We start from the raw sequence: 19,396 nt of genomic DNA on the forward strand, positions 1-19,396 counted from the left end.
GCTCACACGATGCAGGATCGAAACCTTCCCTGCCAGCGGCAAGCGATACTTCGCGAGCTGGCCGATTCCGATGTTCCGGTATTCCGGCCTTGGTTTTTTTACGGCTTCAGCCATGCTAGACCCCAACTTGTTAAAACAACACTAATCCGCGATTTTAGCGCCTTTTTATTTCGCGCTGCAGCGAATAGCCGTCCAAAAGACTGTTGCTGCATGCGCGAAAATGGCCGTACCAACGTGCGTATTCAGCGAGCACTCAGCCAGTGCTCGCGACCCCGCTTCATTCGATCAACTCAAGTCGTTCTGATAGTAATAACCGGTCGTGACATACCATCCGCGCCGCACTTCGACAGGCCGATCGCCATAGGTATAGGACACGCGCTCCACCGATAAAAGCGGAAATCCCTGCGCCACATCGAGAAATTGCGCGACGGTCTCGTCGGCGGCGACGGCGCGGATCTTTTCCGTCGCGCGGATCATGCGCGTGCCGAACTCCGTCTCGAACATCGCATAGAGCGGGCCTTTGTAATCGGCGAGACGCTCGGCCGTGAGTCCGCGAAACACCGCGCCCGGCAGCCAGATTTCATCGAATACGGTCGTTACGCCATCAAACTGCAACAAGCGCTTGATAAGAACGACAGGGTCGGCGGGCTTCAGGTCCAGTTGACGCGCAATCTCGGCGGGCGCGCGCAGCCGTCTGCATTCGAGCAGGCGGCTCACATGGGGATGAACGTCGCCGTCGTCGGGCAGAAGGCGCAGGAAGCGGAACTGCACGCGGTCCTCGTTGTGCGTTGCAACGAACGTGCCTTTGCCCTGACGGCGAACGAGAAGATTGTCGGCGGCGAGCTCGTCGATCGCTTTGCGGACCGTGCCCTGACTCACCTTGTAACGCGCGGCCAGCTCGACCTCGCTCGGGATGATCTCGCCAGGCTTCCATTCGCCGGACTCGAGCCCCTGCGTGATGAGCGCCTTGATTTGCTGATACAGCGGGCTGAACGTCGGCGACGGCGTGCTCGCGGCCTCAGCCGCCGGTGCAGTGCCGTTGGTGGTCGTCGTGCTCGCCGGGTTGGAATTCATGCCGCGCATTTCAACACAAGGGCCGCCGTGCGTCCAGACTTTTCCCGTAGATTCCTATGTCTTATATAAGACATAAGATAGTGTTGACTTTACCTCGGACCGATCCTACACTCTTTGTCGAGCAAGGGTTTGCGGGTCGTTGCGAGAACGCAGGAACCGTCGGCCAGCGTGTTTTGCATGGCGGTTTTAGCCGCCAGAGCACTCTGGATCGCGGCAGCCACGCATTGCGCAGCATACCGCCAGGCACGCCCTTTCGCTTTCGCCTCACGCCGATCGGCCAATCGATTCGCGCGCCGCTGCCTGCCCCACGCCTCGCAACGTCAAGCGCCGTCTCGTATGGGCGCGTTGCCGTCAGACCAAGCGAATCATCGCGTCCTTCCAGATCATCCCGCACGCCTCTCGCTCGAAGAGAAGGATTCATGGCATGACAGTCACGCCGCTCGAACATTCATGCGACGCGAATCCATCAACGAACGCGCGCAACGCCACGTGGCGCCGCGTTCGGCGATTCGCACGCGGCATGGCCGGCATGTCTTCATCAACGCTTTGCGTAACGCGCATAAAATGGCGTTTTTCCCTAGCGTTCCACGCACTGTCCAGGAGAGTTCTCAATGGCTAAGTCCGCAAAGCGCGTTGCCGTAACCGGCGCCGCAGGTCAAATCGGCTACTCGCTGCTGTTCCGTATCGCCAACGGCGATCTGCTCGGCAAAGACCAGCCCGTGATTCTTCAGTTGCTCGATCTGCCGCAAGCGCAAGCCGCCGTGAAGGGCGTCGTGATGGAACTGGAAGACTGCGCGTTCCCGCTGCTCGCAGGCGTGGTCGTCACGGACGATCCCAAGGTCGCGTTCAAGGATGCCGACGTCGCGCTGCTCGTCGGTGCGCGTCCGCGTTCGAAGGGCATGGAGCGTAAGGACCTGCTGTCGGCGAACGCCGAAATCTTCACGGTTCAGGGCAAGGCACTGAACGATGTCGCGAGCCGCGACGTGAAGGTGCTGGTCGTCGGCAACCCGGCGAACACGAACGCGTACATCGCGATGAAGTCGGCGCCGGATCTGCCGAAGAAGAACTTCACCGCGATGCTGCGTCTGGACCACAACCGCGCGCTGTCGCAACTGGCGGCCAAGTCGGGCAAGCCGGTCGCGTCGATCGAAAAGCTCGCGGTGTGGGGCAACCACTCGCCGACGATGTACCCGGATTTCCGCTTCGCGACCGCCGAAGGCCAGGACCTCACGAAGCTCATCAGCGACGACGAATGGAACCGCAACACGTTCATCCCGACCGTCGGCAAGCGCGGCGCTGCGATCATCGAAGCGCGCGGCCTGTCGTCGGCGGCATCGGCGGCCAACGCGGCCATCGATCACGTGCGTGACTGGGTGCTCGGCACGAATGGCAAGTGGGTGACCATGGGCATTCCGTCGGACGGCTCGTACGGCATTCCGGAAGACATCATCTACGGCGTGCCCGTCACGTGCGAAAACGGCGAATACAAGCGCGTCGAAGGTCTGGAAATCGACGCGTTCTCGCGCGAAAAGATGGACGGCACGCTTAACGAACTGCTCGAAGAGCGTGACGGCGTCGCGCATCTGCTCGGCAAGTAAGCACGTTTCAAAAGGGTAAGCTCGCGAGGGCTTCCCGTCAGCGCGAACGCTTCGCCGCGTTCGCGCCTGATCCGATCGCGCTTGAAGTGTTCGAGCGCGGCCGAATCAGAAGCATGAGCAAGATCGAATTCACATCCCTCCAATCGGACCCGATGCCGACGATGCGCGATCTCACTCCCGCCGAAGTGCTGTTTGACGGCGAACCGCAACCTGCCGTGCTCCCGCCCTGCGATCACTACGCAGGCAGCGAGAAGCTGATCAGGAAATCACTGGCGTTGCAGGCGCAACTGGGCCCTGTGTTCGACATCACGCTCGATTGCGAGGACGGCGCGCAAGTCGGTCACGAGACCGGGCATGCCGAGATGGTCGCATCGTTCGTCGGCGGCGAGGAAGACCGCTTCGGGCGCGTCGGCGTGCGTATCCACGACTTCCATCATCGTGCGTGGCGCGACGACGTGCGCATCATCCTGCGCAACGCGAAGCACGCGCCCGCGTTCATCATGCTGCCGAAGATCCGCAGCGCTTCCGATGCCGCCGAGATGGTGGCCTTCATCGAAGCAACGCGCCGCGAGTTCGGCATTGCGAAGCCGATTCCCTGTCATCTGCTGATCGAAACGCATGGCGCGCTCGCGCAAGCGTTCGAACTCGCCGCGCTGCCGGGCGTCGAATCACTGAGCTTCGGCCTGATGGATTTCGTGTCCGCGCACAACGGCGCGATCCCCGATACCGCGATGCGCTCTCCCGGCCAGTTCGATCATCCGCTCGTGCGGCGCGCGAAGCTGGAGATCGCCGCTGCGTGTCATGCGCATGGCAAGGTGCCGTCGCACAATGTATCGACGGAAGTGCGCGACATGAGCGTCGTCGCGAACGATGCCGCGCGCGCCCGCAACGAGTTCGGCTATACGCGCATGTGGAGCATCCATCCGGACCAGATCAGGCCGATCGTCGAGGCTTTCTCGCCGCGCGCCGATGAAATCGCGCTCGCCGCCGCGATCCTGCTCGAAGCGCAACGCGCGCAGTGGGGCCCGACGCGCCACGGCGATACGCTGCATGACCGCGCGAGCTATCGCTATTACTGGTCGGTGCTGCGTCGCGCGCACGCGACCGGTCAGACCATGCCGGACGAATGCGCGCCGCTCTTCGACACGCCGGCTTCAGAGGCATGAGCGCGGGCGCGTTCTTCGAGCACGACAAGTCACGCCGCCTGGCGAGCGTACGAAAGGAGACTGGAGAGCATGACTGATACCGCATCGACCGACGCACCCGCAACCGGTGGTTTCAAGCCGAAGAAATCCGTCGCGCTGTCCGGTGTGACGGCGGGCAATACCGCGCTGTGCACGGTCGGCAAGACCGGCAATGACCTGCACTATCGCGGCTACGACATTCTCGATGTCGCGACCACTTCCGAATTCGAAGAAATCGCGCATCTGCTGGTGCACGGCAAGCTGCCGAACGCGGCCGAACTGAAGGCGTACAAGACGAAGCTCAAGGCGTTGCGTGGCCTGCCCGCGAACCTGAAGGCCGCGCTCGAATGGATTCCCGCGTCCGCGCATCCGATGGACGTGATGCGCACCGGCGTCTCCGTGCTCGGCACCATCCTGCCCGAGAAGGACGATCACAACGTGCCGGGCGCGAAGGATATCGCCGACAAGCTGATGGCCTCGCTCGGCTCGATGCTGCTTTACTGGTATCACTACTCGCACAATGGCAAGCGCATCGAAGTCGAAACCGATGACGATTCCATCGGCGGACACTTCCTGCATCTGCTGCATGGCGTTGCGCCGTCGAAGTCCTGGGTCGATGCTATGCACGTATCGCTCAATCTCTACGCCGAGCACGAGTTCAACGCATCGACGTTCACGGCGCGCGTGATCGCGGGCACCGGCACCGACATGTATTCGGCGATCACGGGCGCGATCGGCGCGCTGCGCGGCCCGAAGCACGGCGGCGCGAACGAAGCGGCCTTCGAGATTCAATCGCGCTACGAGACGCCCGATGCAGCCGAAGCCGACATCAAGCGCCGCGTGGAGAACAAGGAAGTCGTGATCGGCTTCGGCCATCCGGTGTACACGATCTCCGATCCGCGCAACAAGGTCATCAAGGAAATCGCGAAGAAGCTGTCGAAGGAAGCGGGCGACACGAAGCTCTTCGATATCGCCGAGCGCCTCGAAACGGTGATGTGGGACGCAAAGAAGATGTTCCCCAATCTCGACTGGTTCAGCGCGGTGTCGTATCACATGATGGGCGTGCCCACGGCCATGTTCACGCCGCTCTTCGTGATCTCGCGCACGTCGGGTTGGGCCGCGCACATCATCGAGCAACGCATCGACAACAAGATCATCCGGCCGAGCGCAAATTACACCGGACCGGAGAATTTGAAGTTCATTCCGATAAATAAGCGAAAATAGCGGGCTGCGCGATCGGATTTCACGAGGAAGAAATCCACGCCGCGCTGCAATCGCCATTCAACCCCAATGTTTTTGAAAGGTTTTTTTCGATGAATAAACTTCTGATCGCTGCAATCGCCGGCACGCTGGCTACGACGAGCGTCTTCGTCAGCGCCGACGCCTTCGCTGCGACGGCCACCGATTCGAGCGCGGCCAAGGCCAAGCGCCCCGCTCCGGCTCGCCGCCTGATCAAGCGCAGCCCCAAGGCCGAAGCGGCCGCGGCGGCCAAGACTGATCCGATTCCCGAAGGTGCAGTGAAGTGGTCGTGCAAGGACGGTAACGCTTTCTACCTGAAAGGCGACATGAAGCGTGACGCCATCGTCACCGTGAACTGGGCCAAGAAGGATTACCGCCTGCCGCGCCAGGACACGACGACCGGTGCGGATCGTTTCCACGATTCGGCGTCGGGCATGGACCTCGTCGTGATCCCGTCGAAAGCAATGCTGTTCTCGGATAAGGACTCGTCGCGCCTCGCCGACGAGTGCATGACGCCCGACATGGCTGCGGGCGGCCCGGCTCCGACGCAGTCGAACGCGCTGATCAAGAACGCGGAGTAAGTTAGCTCAGCACTTAAATCAGGAATCCCTCGATGTCCGCACCGATTTCCAATGTCCGGCCCGATCCGGACAAGGTACTGGTAGACATAGTCGACTACGTGCTCGATTACAGCGTCGACAGCACGCTTGCACTCGAAACGGCGCGCAACTGCCTGATCGACACACTCGGCTGCGGACTCGAAGCCCTCTCCTACCCCGCCTGCACCAAGCTGATGGGACCGATCGTGCCGGGCACGATCGTCCCCAACGGTGCGAAGGTGCCGGGCACTTCGTTTCAACTCGACCCGGTACAGGCCGCGTTCAATATCGGCGCGATGATCCGCTGGCTCGACTTCAACGACACATGGCTCGCCGCGGAGTGGGGCCATCCGTCGGATAACCTCGGCGGCATTCTCGCAACGGCCGACTGGCTTTCGCGTAACGCGATCGCGTCGGGCAAGAAGCCGCTCGACATGAAAGACGTCCTGATCGCGATGATCAAGGCGCACGAAATTCAAGGCTGCATCGCGCTGGAGAACTCGTTCAACAAGGTCGGGCTCGATCACGTGCTGCTCGTCAAGCTCGCATCGACGGCGGTTGTCGGGCAGATGATCGGCCTCACGCGCGATGAACTCATCAACGCGGTGTCGCTCGCCCTCGTCGATGGCCATGCGCTGCGCACATATCGTCATGCGCCCAACACGGGCTCGCGCAAATCGTGGGCCGCGGGCGACGCCACCTCGCGCGCCGTGCGCCTCGCGTTGATCGCGAAGACCGGCGAGATGGGCTATCCGTCCGTTCTGAGCGTTAAAACATGGGGCTTTTACGACGTGCTCTTCAAGGGCGAGGCGTTCAGGTTCCAGCGTCCGTATGGTTCTTACGTGATGGAGAACGTGCTCTTCAAGATCTCGTTTCCCGCCGAATTCCATGCGCAAACGGCCGTCGAAGCCGCGATGACCTTGCACGGCAAGCTGAAGCAAGCCGGCAGGTCTGTCGATGACATCAGGAAGATCACGATTCGCACGCACGAAGCGGCGATTCGCATCATCGACAAGAAGGGGCCGCTGAACAACCCCGCGGACCGCGATCACTGCATTCAGTACATGATCGCCGTGCCGCTGATCCACGGCCGTCTCACCGCCGCCGATTACGAAGATGCCATCGCGCAGGACCCGCACATCGACGCACTGCGCGCGAAAATGGAATGCGTGGAAGACTCGCAATACACGAAGGATTATCACGATCCGGAGAAGCGCTCGATCGCGAATGCGCTGACCGTCGAATTCAGCGACGGCACGACGCTCGATGAAATCGCGGTCGAGTATCCGATCGGTCACAAGCGCCGGCGCGCGGACGGCATTCCGTTGCTCGTCGAGAAGTTCAGGACGAATCTCGCGCGCCGTTTTCCGCAAAAGCAGCAGCAGGCGATCCTCGCGGTATCGCTCGACCAGGCAAGACTCGAAGCAATGCCGGTCAATGAATATGTCGATCTGTACGTGATTTAGCCTCACAAAGAAGCAATTTCCTCGTCTTAGTCCAAGGAAAATAACCATGGCCCACAATCTCCACAACACGCTCAAGGAATTCGACAGCGGCTCCGGCAAAGGCAAGCTCTACTCGCTGCCGCAACTCGGCGACGCGCTGAAGGTCAAGATCCAGCGTCTGCCGGTCTCGATCCGGCTGGTGCTCGAATCGGTGCTGCGCAATTACGACGGGAAGAAGATCTCCGAAGAGCACATCGAGCAACTGGCGAACTGGAAGCCCAACGCCGCTCGTGTCGATGAAATTCCGTTCGTGGTCGCGCGCGTCGTGCTGCAGGACTTCACGGGCGTGCCGCTGCTCGCCGACATCGCCGCGATGCGTGGCGTCGCCAAGCGCGCGGGCAAGGATCCGAAGGCGATCGAGCCGCTCGTGCCGGTGGATCTCGTCGTCGATCACTCGGTGCAGATCGATCATTTCCGCGAGCCGAACGCGCTCGACCTGAACATGAAGCTGGAATTCCAGCGCAACAACGAGCGCTACCAGTTCATGAAGTGGGGCATGCAGGCGTTCGACACGTTCAAGGTCGTGCCGCCGGGCATCGGCATCGTGCACCAGGTGAATCTCGAATACCTCGCGCGCGGCGTGCACAAGAAGACCGAAGGCAGCGACACCGTCTACTATCCGGACACGCTCGTCGGCACGGACAGCCACACGACGATGATCAACGGCATCGGCGTGGTGGGCTGGGGCGTGGGCGGCATCGAAGCGGAAGCGGGCATGCTCGGCCAGCCGGTGTACTTCCTGACGCCGGACGTCGTCGGCGTCGAGCTGAAGGGCAAGCTGCGCGAAGGCTGCACGGCGACCGACCTCGTGCTGACCATCACCGAAATGCTGCGCAAGGAAAAGGTCGTCGGGAAGTTCGTCGAGTTCTTCGGCGAAGGCACGGCCTCGATCGGCGTGCCGGATCGCGCGACCATCGGCAACATGGCGCCCGAGTACGGCGCGACCATGGGCTTCTTCCCCGTCGATGAAAAGACCATCGACTACTTCAAGGGCACGGGTCGCACCGATGCGGAAATCGCCGCGTTCGAGCAGTATTTCAAGGCGCAGAAGCTGTGGGGCGTGCCGAAGGCCGGCGACATCGACTACACCAAGACGCTTTCGCTGGATCTGGGCACGGTCGCGCCGTCGCTCGCGGGCCCGAAGCGTCCGCAGGATCGCATCGAAATCGGCAACGTGAAGAGCACGTTCTCCGACCTCTTCTCGAAGCCGGCGGGCGAAAACGGCTTCAACAAGAAGGCCGCCGATCTCGAAGCCGACTACAAAACCGCCGACGGCGTGAACCTGAAGAACGGCGATGTGCTGATCGCCGCGATCACGTCGTGCACGAACACGTCGAACCCGAGCGTGCTGCTCGCCGCCGGTCTGCTGGCGAAGAAGGCCGTCGAAGCGGGTCTGACGGTCGCGCCGCACATCAAGACGTCGCTCGCGCCGGGATCGCGCATCGTCACCGAGTATCTGACGAAGACGGGCCTCTTGCCCTATCTCGACAAGCTCGGTTTCACGCTGGCCGCGTACGGCTGCACGACCTGTATCGGCAATGCAGGCGACCTGACGCCGGAACTGAACGACGCGATCACGAAGAACGACGTCGTCGCGGCGGCGGTGCTGTCGGGCAACCGTAACTTCGAAGCGCGTATTCACCCGAACATCCGCGCGAACTTCCTGGCTTCGCCGCCGCTGGTCGTGGCATACGCGATCGCGGGCACCATCACGCGCGATCTGATGACCGAGCCTGTCGGCAAAGGCACGGACGGCCGCGACATCTATCTCGGCGATATCTGGCCGACGAGCGACGAAGTCCACGCGCTGCTCAAGTTCGCGCTGGACGCGAAGGCGTTCCGCGAGAACTACTCGCAGCTCACGAAGGACGGCGACCTGTGGAGCAAGATCGCGGGCGAAAGCGGTCAGGTGTATGACTGGCCGAAGTCGACGTACATCGCCGAGCCGCCGTTCTTCGGCAGCGAGTTTTCGATGCAGCCGGCCGATTCGATCCCCGCGGTCAAGGGCGCGCGCGCGCTCGGCATCTTCGGCGATTCCGTGACGACCGACCACATCAGCCCGGCGGGCTCGATCAAGGAAACGTCGCCGGCGGGCGTGTGGCTGAAGGCGAACGGCGTGCAGAAGGCCGACTTCAACAGCTACGGCTCGCGTCGCGGCAATCACGACGTGATGATGCGCGGCACCTTCGCGAACGTGCGCATCAAGAACCTGATGATTCCGGCGAAGGCCGACGGCACGCGCGTCGAAGGCGGCCTGACGATTCATCAGCCGAGCGGCGAACAGTTGTCGATCTACGACGCCGCGATGAAGTACATCGACGCCGGCACGCAGACCGTCATCTTCGCGGGCGAGGAGTACGGCACGGGTTCGTCGCGCGACTGGGCGGCGAAGGGCACGCAACTGCTCGGCGTGAAGGCCGTGGTCGCGCGCAGCTTCGAGCGTATCCATCGCTCGAATCTCGTCGGCATGGGCGTGTTGCCGCTGCAGTTCAAGGGCGCGGACAGCGTCCAGTCGCTGAACATCACGGGCGAAGAGACTTACGACATCGAAGGTCTCGGCGACGACTTCAAGCCGCAGCAGGAAGTCACGCTGGTGATCCATCGCAAGGACGGCAAGGAAGATCGCGTGCAGGTGCTGCTGCGTATCGATACGCCGATCGAAGTCGACTACTACAAGCACGGCGGGATTCTGCCGTTCGTGCTGCGCTCGCTGCTCGCAGCGTAAGCAAGCCTGTTTTGCAGGTGACCGCGCTCGAAAGAGCGCGGGAACATTGGACCCGGCCTCGGCCGGGTTTTTTTTCGTCCTACGCCTTGGAGGTCGCGAGTTTCCCGGGCATCGCACGGCGCGCAAACCACGTGCGCGCGATTTCACCCAGCCGCCGCGCACCGCCGTGCGTCGAGTCGGATGCCAGCGAGAACCAGCTCGAGTCCGCCGTTCCGCTGACCCAGATCGTCGTGTATGGCTTCAGTTCGACGGACACGCCCGCGTCCAGCCAGTAATCATCGGCCGCGCCTTCGATGGTCAGCCAGACTTGCCCGCGCGTCACGCGCAAGGTCTGAGGCCGATCGATCACCCAGCGCGTAGGCGCGTCGCGCCGATCGAGTTCGAATGTCCGGATTTCACGCATGATGCTGCTCCTTCGGATCGTGTAACTGGAAGGCCGCATTCGAATGCGAAAGCAGCCGTTGAGCCTATTATTCGCCCGATTCCGAACAGCTTGAATGAACAGTTATGAACAGTTGTAGCAGAACTGTTAAGCTAAATCGACCGAACAGTTCATGTCGATCCGACACTTTAAAAACACTTGATTTGGCCGTTCGGCTAGTCTTGACGCGGCTTTGCGGATGCGTTCGAATGACGCGAAGACACTGGTGAACAGCAAAATCGAACTGTTCACTTCGATTCACTGAACAGTTTCAGACATCATGAATGCACTTCCGCTTCACATCGACGGCGGCACCGGCGTGCCGCTGACCGAGCAGATCGTCAACCAGATCGAGGCGATGATCCGTTCTCGCCGCGTGCTCGCGGGCGCGAAGTTGCCGTCGATTCGTCAGCTCGCCGCCGAGCAGCGCATCAGCCGCTTTCCGGTGATCGAGGCGTACGACCGGCTCGCGTCGCGCGGGCTGATCCAGCCGAAACACGGTTCGGGCTTCTATGTGGCGAATCACGTCGACGAGCGCGAGAGCAACGCCGGCAATTGCGACCCGCGCCTCGCCGAAGAAGAATCGAACCAGATTCTTCAGCAGTTCAACTATCCCGGCGAGTCGCTGAAGCTCTCCAGCGGCTTCATTCCGGAGGCGTGGCGCGACGTGGACGGTCTCACGCAGGCGATCCGTCAGGCGTCGCGCCTCGACGTGTCGAGCGTGATCGATTACGCGATTCCGCACGGCGACACGAGCCTGCGCCAGCAGGTCGCGATGCGCATCAACGCGCTCGGCATCGACGCCGATCTTCCGAACGTGATGATCACAACCGGGGCGAGTCAGGCGCTCGACCTCGTCGTGCGCTACATGCTGAAGCCGGGCGATACGGTGTTCGTCGAAGACCCCGGTTACTACAACCTCTTCGGGCTTCTGAAGCTGCAGGGCGTGCGACTCGTCGGCGTGCCTCGGCTCGCGAACGGTCCCGATATCGATATCGCGGAAGAACTGCTCAGGCAGCATCAACCGAAGCTCTTTTTCATCAACACGGTATTCCAGAACCCGACCGCTACGAACGTCGCGCCGCAGGTCGCGTTCAGGCTGCTGCAACTCGCGACACAGCACGGCTTCATGATCGTCGAGGACGATATCTACGCCGACTTTCAGGCCGTGCCGACGCAACGGCTCGCCTCGCTCGATCAGCTCGATCGCGTGATCTATGTCGGCGGTTTGTCGAAGACGCTGTCGTCGTCGTTGCGTATCGGCTATCTCGCGGCGAATCGCGAGCTCGTGAAGAATCTCGTCGACGTGAAGGTGCTGACGAGTCTCGGCGGCACGCGATTCGCGGAGAGCGTCGCCGCGAGCCTGCTCGAACGCGGCACGTATCGCAAGTATCTGGAACGGCTGCGCAAGCGCGTGCGCGATTCGCTGTCGAGCGCGGTGCAAATGCTCGAAAGCTACGGCTGGGATGTGTTCGACGAACCGAGCGGCGGCAACTTCGTGTGGGCGAAAGTGCCGGGCATCGACGATTCGTCCGTGCTCGTCGAGGAAGCGGTGAAGTTCGGCGTGACGCTCGCGCCGGGCAGCTATTACCGCCCGAACGGCGAGGCGTGCGCGTGGGTGCGCATCAACTCCGCGTATGCGGGCGACCGGCGCGCGGCGCGCTTCTTCGAGCACATGAAGGAAGCCGCGGTCGCGCGCGTCTAGCGGCTTTTATCGAAGAAACGTTCGAGCGCGTCGGTCGCGTCCCTGTCTTGCGCAAGCCGCGCGTAAAGTCCCGCCGCGCCTTCGTAGATGCGATGCTCCGCGAATTCATCGCCGATGAACTGCGCGATCTCTTCCATCTCCGCAACCCATCGATACGCTTTCGGCGGCATGCGCGGCACGTTGCCCGCGAGCCACGCGGCAAGCGCGGGCTGACTCTCCGCGAGTTCGGCGAGAAGCGCATCGCCCGCGCCGTTGCGCATCGCGGCGAGGGACATGGCCGAGCCGAGCGCGGTCAGCCCCTTCGTGATGCCCGCATACGACATCTTGAGCGCGGATGCGGCGCCCACCGGTCCATCGAGCACACGCACGGCGAGGCCGGCATCGGCGAGCGCCTGCGTGCGCTGTGCATGCGGCCCCGACATGTAGAACTTGGGCGAAGAAGGCATGCCGATGATCGCGCCATCGACGAACGGCGTGCCGATCGGTTCGAGCGTGCGCTCGATTTCCCTGACGGTATCGGGATTGATCGCGTTGCAGTCGATATAGAGCGGCTGCACGCTTGCCCGTTCGAGCGCGGGCGCCATGCGTTTCGCGGTGTCGATCGCGACCGCGGGCGGCACGATGGACAGCATGAACTCGCATGCCGCGAGGCTATCGAGGTTCGCGTCCTCCATGCCGGCCTCGCGTGCGCGCGCGGCGCTTGCAGCGCTGCGGCCTTCGAGCGATGTCAGCACGCGCGCACCCGATTGCGTCAATGCGCGGCCGATAGCCGATCCCATGCTGCCCGCGCCCAGAATCGCGACGGTCGGATGTTTCGATTGAGTCACTTGCAGGCTCCGTGTATCCGCGAACGAAACAGAATACGCTTGCGAGCAGAGAAGCGCTCGGCCTACTCGCTGTCGTCAGTTTCGTTCGAGTGAAGATGCCGGAGCGCATCGAGTCGTTTCAGCATATCGTGTCCCTTCGGCGTGAGAAGCGGCATCGGCGCGCCAGTCGGCAGTCGCGTGATTTCGACGAGCGCCTCCTGGAGCAAACGCGCTGCCTGCTGGCCGAAGACTTCGACCTGATGAGGCGAGCGCTCGATCAGCAAGAGCGTGGAAATTTCGTGTGGACTCAGCATTCGGTTCTCCATGCGTCGGACGAGCGGAAAGCACGTATCGATACATGCTAGAGAGCGAAGCTGGCAATTCGGCTACGGCCATTTTTCCGCGTGTTACGAGCGTTACATGCCTGAAACTGGTACTTATTTCACGATGGTTTCACGCATCTTTCGATTCGCCATCCTTACTATTTGCATGTGATAAAAGGCGGCCCTTCGAAGGGCCGCCTCCTGGACTACTTCACCGACGCAACAATCAACGATGCTCCGTCACGAACTTCGTGACGAGATAGGCTTCCATCGCTTCGCTGCCGCCTTCCGAGCCGTAGCCGGAGTCCTTCACGCCGCCGAACGGCGTCTCCGGCAATGCGAGGCCGTGGTGATTGATCGAGAGCATCCCGCTTTCGATATCGTCCGATATCGCCGCCGACGTCGCCGCCGAGCTCGTGTAAGCGTACGCGGCCAGTCCGTAAGGCAGGCGATTCGCCTCGGCGATCACTTCGTCATACGACTTGAACGATGCGATCGGCGCGATCGGGCCGAACGGCTCTTCGGTCATGATGCGGGCGCTCATCGGCACATCGGTGAGCACGGTCGGCGCGAAGAAGTAGCCTTCGCGTCCGATGCGCTCGCCACCCGTCAGCACCTTCGCGCCCTGCTCGCGCGCGTCGGCGACGAGACGCTCCATTGCTTCGAGACGGCGGCCGTTCGCGAGCGGGCCCATCTGCACGCCATCGTCGAGACCGTTGCCGACCTTCACCGCGTTCGCGGTCGCGACGAAGTGCTGCACGAACTCGTCGTATGCGGCTTCTTCGACGAGAAAGCGCGTCGGCGAAATGCACACCTGGCCCGCGTTGCGGAACTTCGCCGATGCGAGCATCTTCGCCGCACGGGGGATGTCCGCGTCCTTGAACACGATGGCGGGCGCGTGGCCGCCCAGTTCCATCGTCACGCGCTTCATGTGCTCGCCCGCGAGGGATGCGAGCAGCTTGCCGACCGGCGTCGAGCCGGTGAACGAAATCTTGCGGATCGCGGGATGCGCGATCAGATACTTCGAGACATCGGCGGGCACGCCGAACACGAGGTTCAGCACGCCGGCGGGCAGGCCTGCATCGGCATAAGCCTGCACGAGCGCCGCGCAGCTTGCGGGCGTCTCTTCGGGGCCTTTCAGCACGACCGAGCAGCCCGACGCGAGCGCGGCCGACACCTTGCGCACCGCCTGATTGATCGGGAAATTCCACGGCGTGAATGCGGCGACCGGACCGACCGGTTCACGCGTGACGATCTGGCGCACCGCATCCGTGCGCGACGGAATCACGCGGCCATACGTGCGGCGCCCTTCTTCCGCGAACCATTCGATGATGTCCGCCGCCGACAGCGTTTCGATGCGCGCCTCGCCGAACGGCTTGCCTTGCTCCATCGACATGATGGCGGCGATCTGCTCGGCGCGATCGCGGATATTCTGCGCCGCGCGACGCATCAGCTTGCTGCGTTCGTAGGGCGAGACCTTGCGCCATGCCCTGAAGCCGCGCGCGGCGGCGTCCGCTGCGAGCGAAAGCTCCGCTTCGCCTGCGAGCGCAAGACGGCCGATCTCGGCTTCGTTCGCGGGATTGATCACGGCGGTGTCGCGTGAGCCATCGCGCCAGGCGCCGTCGATATAAAGCTGTGTATTCGGATAAGCAGGAAAGTCTGAACGCGTATTGCTCATGCATGTCTCCTTACGAGTGGCGTGGCCTGATGTTACGTCGCGCAACATCAAAAAATGCAAACGACAATGTTATCCCGAACGCGTGGTATCTGCAGGTACGCACTGTGACGCCCGAATGACGAACGCCCGCCGGGACGATCCCGGCGGGCGTTCGTGATGCACGGAACCGCGCGATTACATCGGCGGCGCGACTCCATCCTTCTCCACGACGATACGCTGCGCCGCGAAGTCCGAGCCCGACGGACTCGCGACGACGAATACCTTCTTGCCCGGCTTCAGGTCGTCGTGCGTCGCGGGTGCGAAGGTCACGACAGGCACGTTCTCCGGCACCGTCACCGAGTTCGCGCCGCCCTTGTACGAGAGCTTCAGATCGCGGCCGCTCGTGCCCTGCACGACCTGATCGACATTCGCGTTGGTCATCGAGCTTTGCGGGCCCAGATCCCACGCGTAGTGGCCTTCACCCGTGCCGCGCGCGGACTCCGGGAACACGAGCACTTCGGTCGCGGTGAGCTTGCCGTCCGTGCCGGTGGTCGCCGCCGTGCCGACGAACGAGCCCGGCTTGATGTCCTGCAGCTTGATGTTCTTCAGCGCGGTGACGGGCGTATCCGACTTGACGGCGATCTTCACCGTGTCGCCGCTGCGTCGATGGACGGTGAGCGTGTCGCCCGACAGCGACACGATATCGCCGCGAATGCGCGCCGGCTTCGCGGCGGGCGTCTGGGCAAAGGCTGCGGAAGCGAGAGCGAGCGTCACGATGCTGACGCCGAGTTTGATTCGAATCGACATGCAATCTCCTTGGAGTGATGAAAGCGGAAGCTTCAGGACCCGCCGAACCAGTTGTAACCCTGATTCTCCCAATAGCCCCCGGGGTAGTCGTTCGTCACGGTGATCGCGACGATGTGCTTCGGGTTCTTGTAGCCGAGCTTGGTCGGCATGCGCAGCTTCATCGGGAAGCCGTATTTCGGCGGCAGAATCTGGCCGTCGTAAGTGAGCGTGAGCAGCGTCTGCGCGTGCAGCGCGGTCGGCATGTCGATGCTCGTCGAGTAGTTATCGGCGCAATGAAAGGCCACGTATTTCGCGCTCGTATCGGCGCCTGCACGTGCGAGGACCTGCGCGAAGCGCACGCCGCCCCACTTGCCGATCGCGCTCCAGCCTTCGATGCAGATATGCCGCGTCACCTGGCTTTCCTGCGGCATCGCGTGCAGCTCGTCGAGCGTCCAGACGCGCTTGCCTTTGACGAGGCCGCCGATTTCCAGCTTGTATGTCGATGGATCGACTTCCGGCACTTCGTCGATGTCATAGAACGCGTTGAACGGAAACGGGCGCGTGATCATCGACTCGGGATACGTCGGCGCGAGCTTGTTCGGATCGAACAGCAGCGCCTGCACGTCGTCGTTGAAGAACGAGATGCGGCGCAACATGGCGTTGACGGATTTGTCGTCGGTGATGTTGCAACCGGACAGCATCGCGAGCCCTCCGAGCGACAGAATGCGCTTGCCGAATAAACGTCGCGCGGGCGCCTTTAATTCCTTCGCCGCATCCTTGATGATGAGTTCGGCATCGGGTCTCGATTTGAATAGCTTGAGCGACATGGCTTAACGACCTCGAATCATCATCACGAGCGAGCGCGGCACGAGCGCCACCATCACGATATGCACCACGACGAACGCGACCAGAAAGCTCATGCCGAAGAAATGCACGACACGGGCATCGTCATAGCCGCCCATCAGCGTTCGAAGCAATGGAAACTGCACGGACTTCCATACCGCGAGGCCCGACAGGATCACGATCACGATGTCCACGATCACCGCCAGATACGCGAACTTTTGTACGGCGTTGTAGTGCGTGAGATCGTCGTGGCCGAGCTTGCCGCGCAATGCGGCGAACGCGTCGGTGACGATGCTCTTGATCGAGAGCGGGAACATGCGGCGACGCAGGCGGCCGGTGAGAAGATTCATCGCGACATAGACGATGAAGTTCGCGACCAGCAGCCACATCGCTGCGAAATGCCATTGCAGCGCGCCGCCGAGCCAGCCGCCGAGCGTGACGGCGGGCGGGAAAGTAATGGATTTGAAAATCGGCGATGCGTTGTAGATCTGCCAGCCGCTCGTCACCATGATCAACACGGCGAACGCGTTGAGCCAGTGCGTGATGCGCAGCCATAACGGTTGTACTTGCACGTCGTCGAGCCTCGCGATTCGATTGAGTTTTCGTCAGGCATGGTAGCGACGCGCCGCTGATCGATCGATGACCTCTCGATGACTTTTTTGTCATCTTTGGCGAGACACGCATGGGCTCTGGCTAGAATGACGGCAATCCATCGAACGCAGCGCGAGCATGACCATCCTCGTTATCGAAGACGACCGCAAGACCGGCGACTACCTGAAAAAAGGGCTCATCGAGTCCGGTTATCAGGTCGAGCTCGTGCGCAACGGCACGGACGGCCTGCATCAGGCGCTCGCGAATCGGTACGAACTGATCGTACTCGATGTGATGCTTCCCGGCATCGACGGCTGGCAGGTGATGTCCGCTTTGCGCGCGAAACGTGACCTGCCTGTCATTTTTCTCACGGCGCGCGATCACGTGACGGACCGCATTCACGGACTCGAACTCGGCGCGGACGATTATCTCGTCAAGCCTTTTTCCTTCACCGAACTCGTGCTGCGCATCCGCACGCTGCTCAGGCGCGGCGTGATGCGCGAATCGGATACGTTTCAGATCGCGGATCTGCATGTCGATGTCCTGCGCCGCAAGGTGACGCGCAAGGGCCTCGACATCGCGCTCACGAACAAGGAGTTCGCGCTTCTGCATCTCTTTTGCAAGCATCAGGGCGAGGCGCTGTCGCGCACGCTCATTGCGTCGGAAGTGTGGGACATGAACTTCGACAGCGACACCAATGTCGTCGATGTCGCGGTGAAGCGGCTGCGCGCGAAGATCGATAACGCGTTCGATCCGAAGCTGATCCACACGGTGCGCAGCATCGGCTATTCGTTCGGGGAGAATCCTTGAACCGGCCTTCGCGTTCGCTTGCGGTACGTATCGCGCTTTCTTTCGCCGTGATCGTGTGTGTCGTGGTCGGAATGGTCGGCGCGTCGCTCTATCAGGCGACGAATCGCGCGCTGTCCACGCGTGCGGACTATCAGTTGATCGGACGCGTCGAACATTTTCGCTCACTGCTGCACGACCTCTACACGATCAAGGAAATCGAGGCGCGGCCGAAGCTCTTCGAAACGATGCTCGGCGACCGGCAGGACGTCATCTTCTTCCGGCGTGCGGGGTCGGCGCCTTTCATCAACGTGAATCCGGAGCGGATGCCATTACCGCCGCTGCATATCGTGCCGATGACGCGCGCTATCGGACTCGACGATCTTTACGAAGGCTCGCGTGCGGATGGCGTGCGCATGCGCTGGGTCGGTGCGCAGGCTCGGATCGGCGAGAGTGGCGAAGTGGTCGAGATCATCGCGGCCCACGTGATGACGCAGGAAGCGATCGTCTTGTCGGCGTATCTGGAGCGTGTGTGGATCACGGTGATCGGCGCGGTGCTCGTGACGCTCGTGCTCGCGTACTGGGTGACGAGCCGCGGGCTCTTGCCGCTCAAGGCGATGGCCGACAAGGCCGTGGAAATCACGCCGAACCGGCTTTCGGCGCGGCTCGATGTCGCGCATGCGCCCGCCGAATTGCAGAGCCTCGCGGCATCGTTCAACGCGATGCTCGATCGTCTCGAACACGGTTATGAACGCCTGCTGCAATTTTCCGCGGATCTCGCGCATGAATTGCGGACGCCGATCGGCGTGTTGATCGGCGAGACGCAGGTTGCGCTCGCGCATGAGCGCAATGTCGTCGAATATCGCGGCGTGCTGGAGTCGAATCTGGAGGAGCTGGAGCGGCTCGCGCGTATCGCGCAGAACATTCTGTTTCTTGCGCAGGCGGATCATGGGCAGCAGCGCATCGAGCGTGAGCGGCTCGATATACGCGAGGAGCTCGAAACCATCGGCGCTTACTTCGAAGGCATTGCCGATGAACGTCGCATCACATTTGAAATCGACGCCGACGGCGAAATGCTAGCGAATGCAATTATGTGCCGCAGAGCGATCGGCAATGTGGTCGTGAATGCGGTGCGCTATGCGACGGCTGGTACCGTTGTGCGGCTGAGCGGACACGCGGATCAATACGGCGCGCGCATCGTGGTGGGTAATCGCGGGCCGCGGATCGGGCAGGAGGAGCTTGGCAAGCTCTTCGACCGCTTCTATCGTGGGGATGCGGCGCGTAGCGAGTTTACGGAGTCGAGCGGGCTCGGGTTGTCGATCGTTCAGGCAATCATGGGGTTGCATGGCGGTAGGGTGACCGCTGACTGCACTCGGGATGGGTGGATCGAGTTTTCTTTGCTGTTTCCTGATTGAGTTTTTTTTCGCCGGATCCCGGTTTCGTGTCGGTCTATTGGCACTGCCCCTGTGCGGGGCGGCAGTCACTTTCTTTGCTGCTGCAAAGAAAGTAACCAAAGAAACAGCTTTCCCCAGCCTAAGCACTTCACACCGGCCG

At 62.0% G+C, this 19,396-nt stretch carries 17 protein-coding genes and 1 pseudogene; 9 read left to right on the forward strand and 9 right to left on the reverse strand.

Features of this window, described 5'->3' with window-relative positions; genetic code table 11:
• Together QCE73_RS32640 and QCE73_RS32645 are read right to left on the reverse strand one after the other, a co-directional pair.
• A pseudogene (locus QCE73_RS32640) lies at positions 1–114 on the reverse strand (succinate dehydrogenase, cytochrome b556 subunit); the annotation flags it as partial.
• Between the two features lie 171 nt (positions 115–285).
• Complete coding sequence (locus QCE73_RS32645; protein ID WP_035511230.1) at positions 286–1,083, reverse strand: GntR family transcriptional regulator; 798 nt, start codon at positions 1,081–1,083, stop codon at positions 286–288.
• A 602-nt stretch (positions 1,084–1,685) separates the two neighbouring features.
• Between QCE73_RS32645 and QCE73_RS32650 the strand changes: the two genes are divergently transcribed.
• The 6 genes from QCE73_RS32650 (at position 1,686) to acnA (ending at position 9,924) form a co-directional block, all read left to right on the forward strand.
• Entirely contained in the window at positions 1,686–2,672 is a 987-nt protein-coding gene (locus tag QCE73_RS32650; RefSeq protein ID WP_035511232.1) for a malate dehydrogenase, read from the forward strand.
• Positions 2,673–2,833: 161 nt separating this feature from the next.
• Positions 2,834–3,838, forward strand: coding sequence for an aldolase/citrate lyase family protein (locus tag QCE73_RS32655; RefSeq protein ID WP_309885300.1), 1,005 nt, complete (start codon positions 2,834–2,836; stop codon positions 3,836–3,838).
• Positions 3,839–3,907: 69 nt separating this feature from the next.
• Positions 3,908–5,080, forward strand: coding sequence for a 2-methylcitrate synthase (gene prpC, locus QCE73_RS32660; RefSeq protein WP_309885120.1), 1,173 nt, complete (start codon positions 3,908–3,910; stop codon positions 5,078–5,080).
• An 89-nt stretch (positions 5,081–5,169) separates the two neighbouring features.
• A complete protein-coding gene (locus QCE73_RS32665; RefSeq protein WP_035511237.1) occupies positions 5,170–5,676 on the forward strand; it encodes a hypothetical protein in 507 nt (168 codons plus the stop codon).
• Between the two features lie 32 nt (positions 5,677–5,708).
• Entirely contained in the window at positions 5,709–7,160 is a 1,452-nt protein-coding gene (locus QCE73_RS32670) for a bifunctional 2-methylcitrate dehydratase/aconitate hydratase (RefSeq protein ID WP_309885121.1), read from the forward strand.
• 46 nt (positions 7,161–7,206) lie between these two features.
• Positions 7,207–9,924 carry an aconitate hydratase AcnA gene (gene acnA / locus QCE73_RS32675; protein WP_309885123.1) on the forward strand — a complete coding sequence of 906 codons (2,718 nt, stop codon included), beginning with the start codon at positions 7,207–7,209 and terminating at the stop codon, positions 9,922–9,924.
• A 79-nt stretch (positions 9,925–10,003) separates the two neighbouring features.
• On the opposite strand, the gene QCE73_RS32680 is transcribed toward acnA, so the two are convergent.
• Entirely contained in the window at positions 10,004–10,327 is a 324-nt protein-coding gene (locus QCE73_RS32680) for a DUF2917 domain-containing protein (RefSeq protein ID WP_309885125.1), read from the reverse strand.
• Between the two features lie 298 nt (positions 10,328–10,625).
• Between QCE73_RS32680 and QCE73_RS32685 the strand changes: the two genes are divergently transcribed.
• On the forward strand, positions 10,626–12,050 hold the full coding sequence (locus QCE73_RS32685; RefSeq protein ID WP_035511248.1) for a PLP-dependent aminotransferase family protein: 1,425 nt from the start codon (positions 10,626–10,628) through the stop codon (positions 12,048–12,050).
• Here QCE73_RS32685 and QCE73_RS32690 read toward each other — a convergent pair.
• From QCE73_RS32690 to QCE73_RS32715, 6 genes are all read right to left on the reverse strand, one after another.
• On the reverse strand, positions 12,047–12,877 hold the full coding sequence (locus tag QCE73_RS32690) for a DUF1932 domain-containing protein (protein ID WP_309885126.1): 831 nt from the start codon (positions 12,875–12,877) through the stop codon (positions 12,047–12,049). The genes QCE73_RS32685 and QCE73_RS32690 overlap by 4 nt on opposite strands.
• Positions 12,878–12,939: 62 nt before the next feature.
• Complete coding sequence (locus tag QCE73_RS32695; RefSeq protein WP_309885127.1) at positions 12,940–13,170, reverse strand: hypothetical protein; 231 nt, start codon at positions 13,168–13,170, stop codon at positions 12,940–12,942.
• A 235-nt stretch (positions 13,171–13,405) separates the two neighbouring features.
• Positions 13,406–14,857, reverse strand: coding sequence for an NAD-dependent succinate-semialdehyde dehydrogenase (locus tag QCE73_RS32700; RefSeq protein WP_309885128.1), 1,452 nt, complete (start codon positions 14,855–14,857; stop codon positions 13,406–13,408).
• A 174-nt stretch (positions 14,858–15,031) separates the two neighbouring features.
• Entirely contained in the window at positions 15,032–15,643 is a 612-nt protein-coding gene (locus tag QCE73_RS32705; RefSeq protein ID WP_035511255.1) for a hypothetical protein, read from the reverse strand.
• A 32-nt stretch (positions 15,644–15,675) separates the two neighbouring features.
• Positions 15,676–16,449 carry a molybdopterin-dependent oxidoreductase gene (locus tag QCE73_RS32710; protein ID WP_187605492.1) on the reverse strand — a complete coding sequence of 258 codons (774 nt, stop codon included), beginning with the start codon at positions 16,447–16,449 and terminating at the stop codon, positions 15,676–15,678.
• A 3-nt stretch (positions 16,450–16,452) separates the two neighbouring features.
• Positions 16,453–17,037 carry a cytochrome b/b6 domain-containing protein gene (locus QCE73_RS32715; RefSeq protein WP_238218449.1) on the reverse strand — a complete coding sequence of 195 codons (585 nt, stop codon included), beginning with the start codon at positions 17,035–17,037 and terminating at the stop codon, positions 16,453–16,455.
• A 157-nt stretch (positions 17,038–17,194) separates the two neighbouring features.
• On the opposite strand from QCE73_RS32715, the gene QCE73_RS32720 reads away from it, so the two are divergent.
• Together QCE73_RS32720 and QCE73_RS32725 are read left to right on the forward strand one after the other, a co-directional pair.
• The gene (locus QCE73_RS32720) at positions 17,195–17,866 is read left to right on the forward strand and encodes a heavy metal response regulator transcription factor (RefSeq protein ID WP_309885130.1); all 672 of its coding nucleotides are present in this window, start codon (positions 17,195–17,197) and stop codon (positions 17,864–17,866) included.
• Positions 17,863–19,257 carry a heavy metal sensor histidine kinase gene (locus tag QCE73_RS32725; protein ID WP_309885131.1) on the forward strand — a complete coding sequence of 465 codons (1,395 nt, stop codon included), beginning with the start codon at positions 17,863–17,865 and terminating at the stop codon, positions 19,255–19,257. Before QCE73_RS32720 ends, QCE73_RS32725 begins: the two co-directional genes overlap by 4 nt.
• Positions 19,258–19,396: the final 139 nt, after the last annotated feature.

The organism is Caballeronia sp. LZ029 (assembly GCF_031451275.1).
GTDB classification, from domain to species: domain Bacteria; phylum Pseudomonadota; class Gammaproteobacteria; order Burkholderiales; family Burkholderiaceae; genus Caballeronia; species Caballeronia jiangsuensis.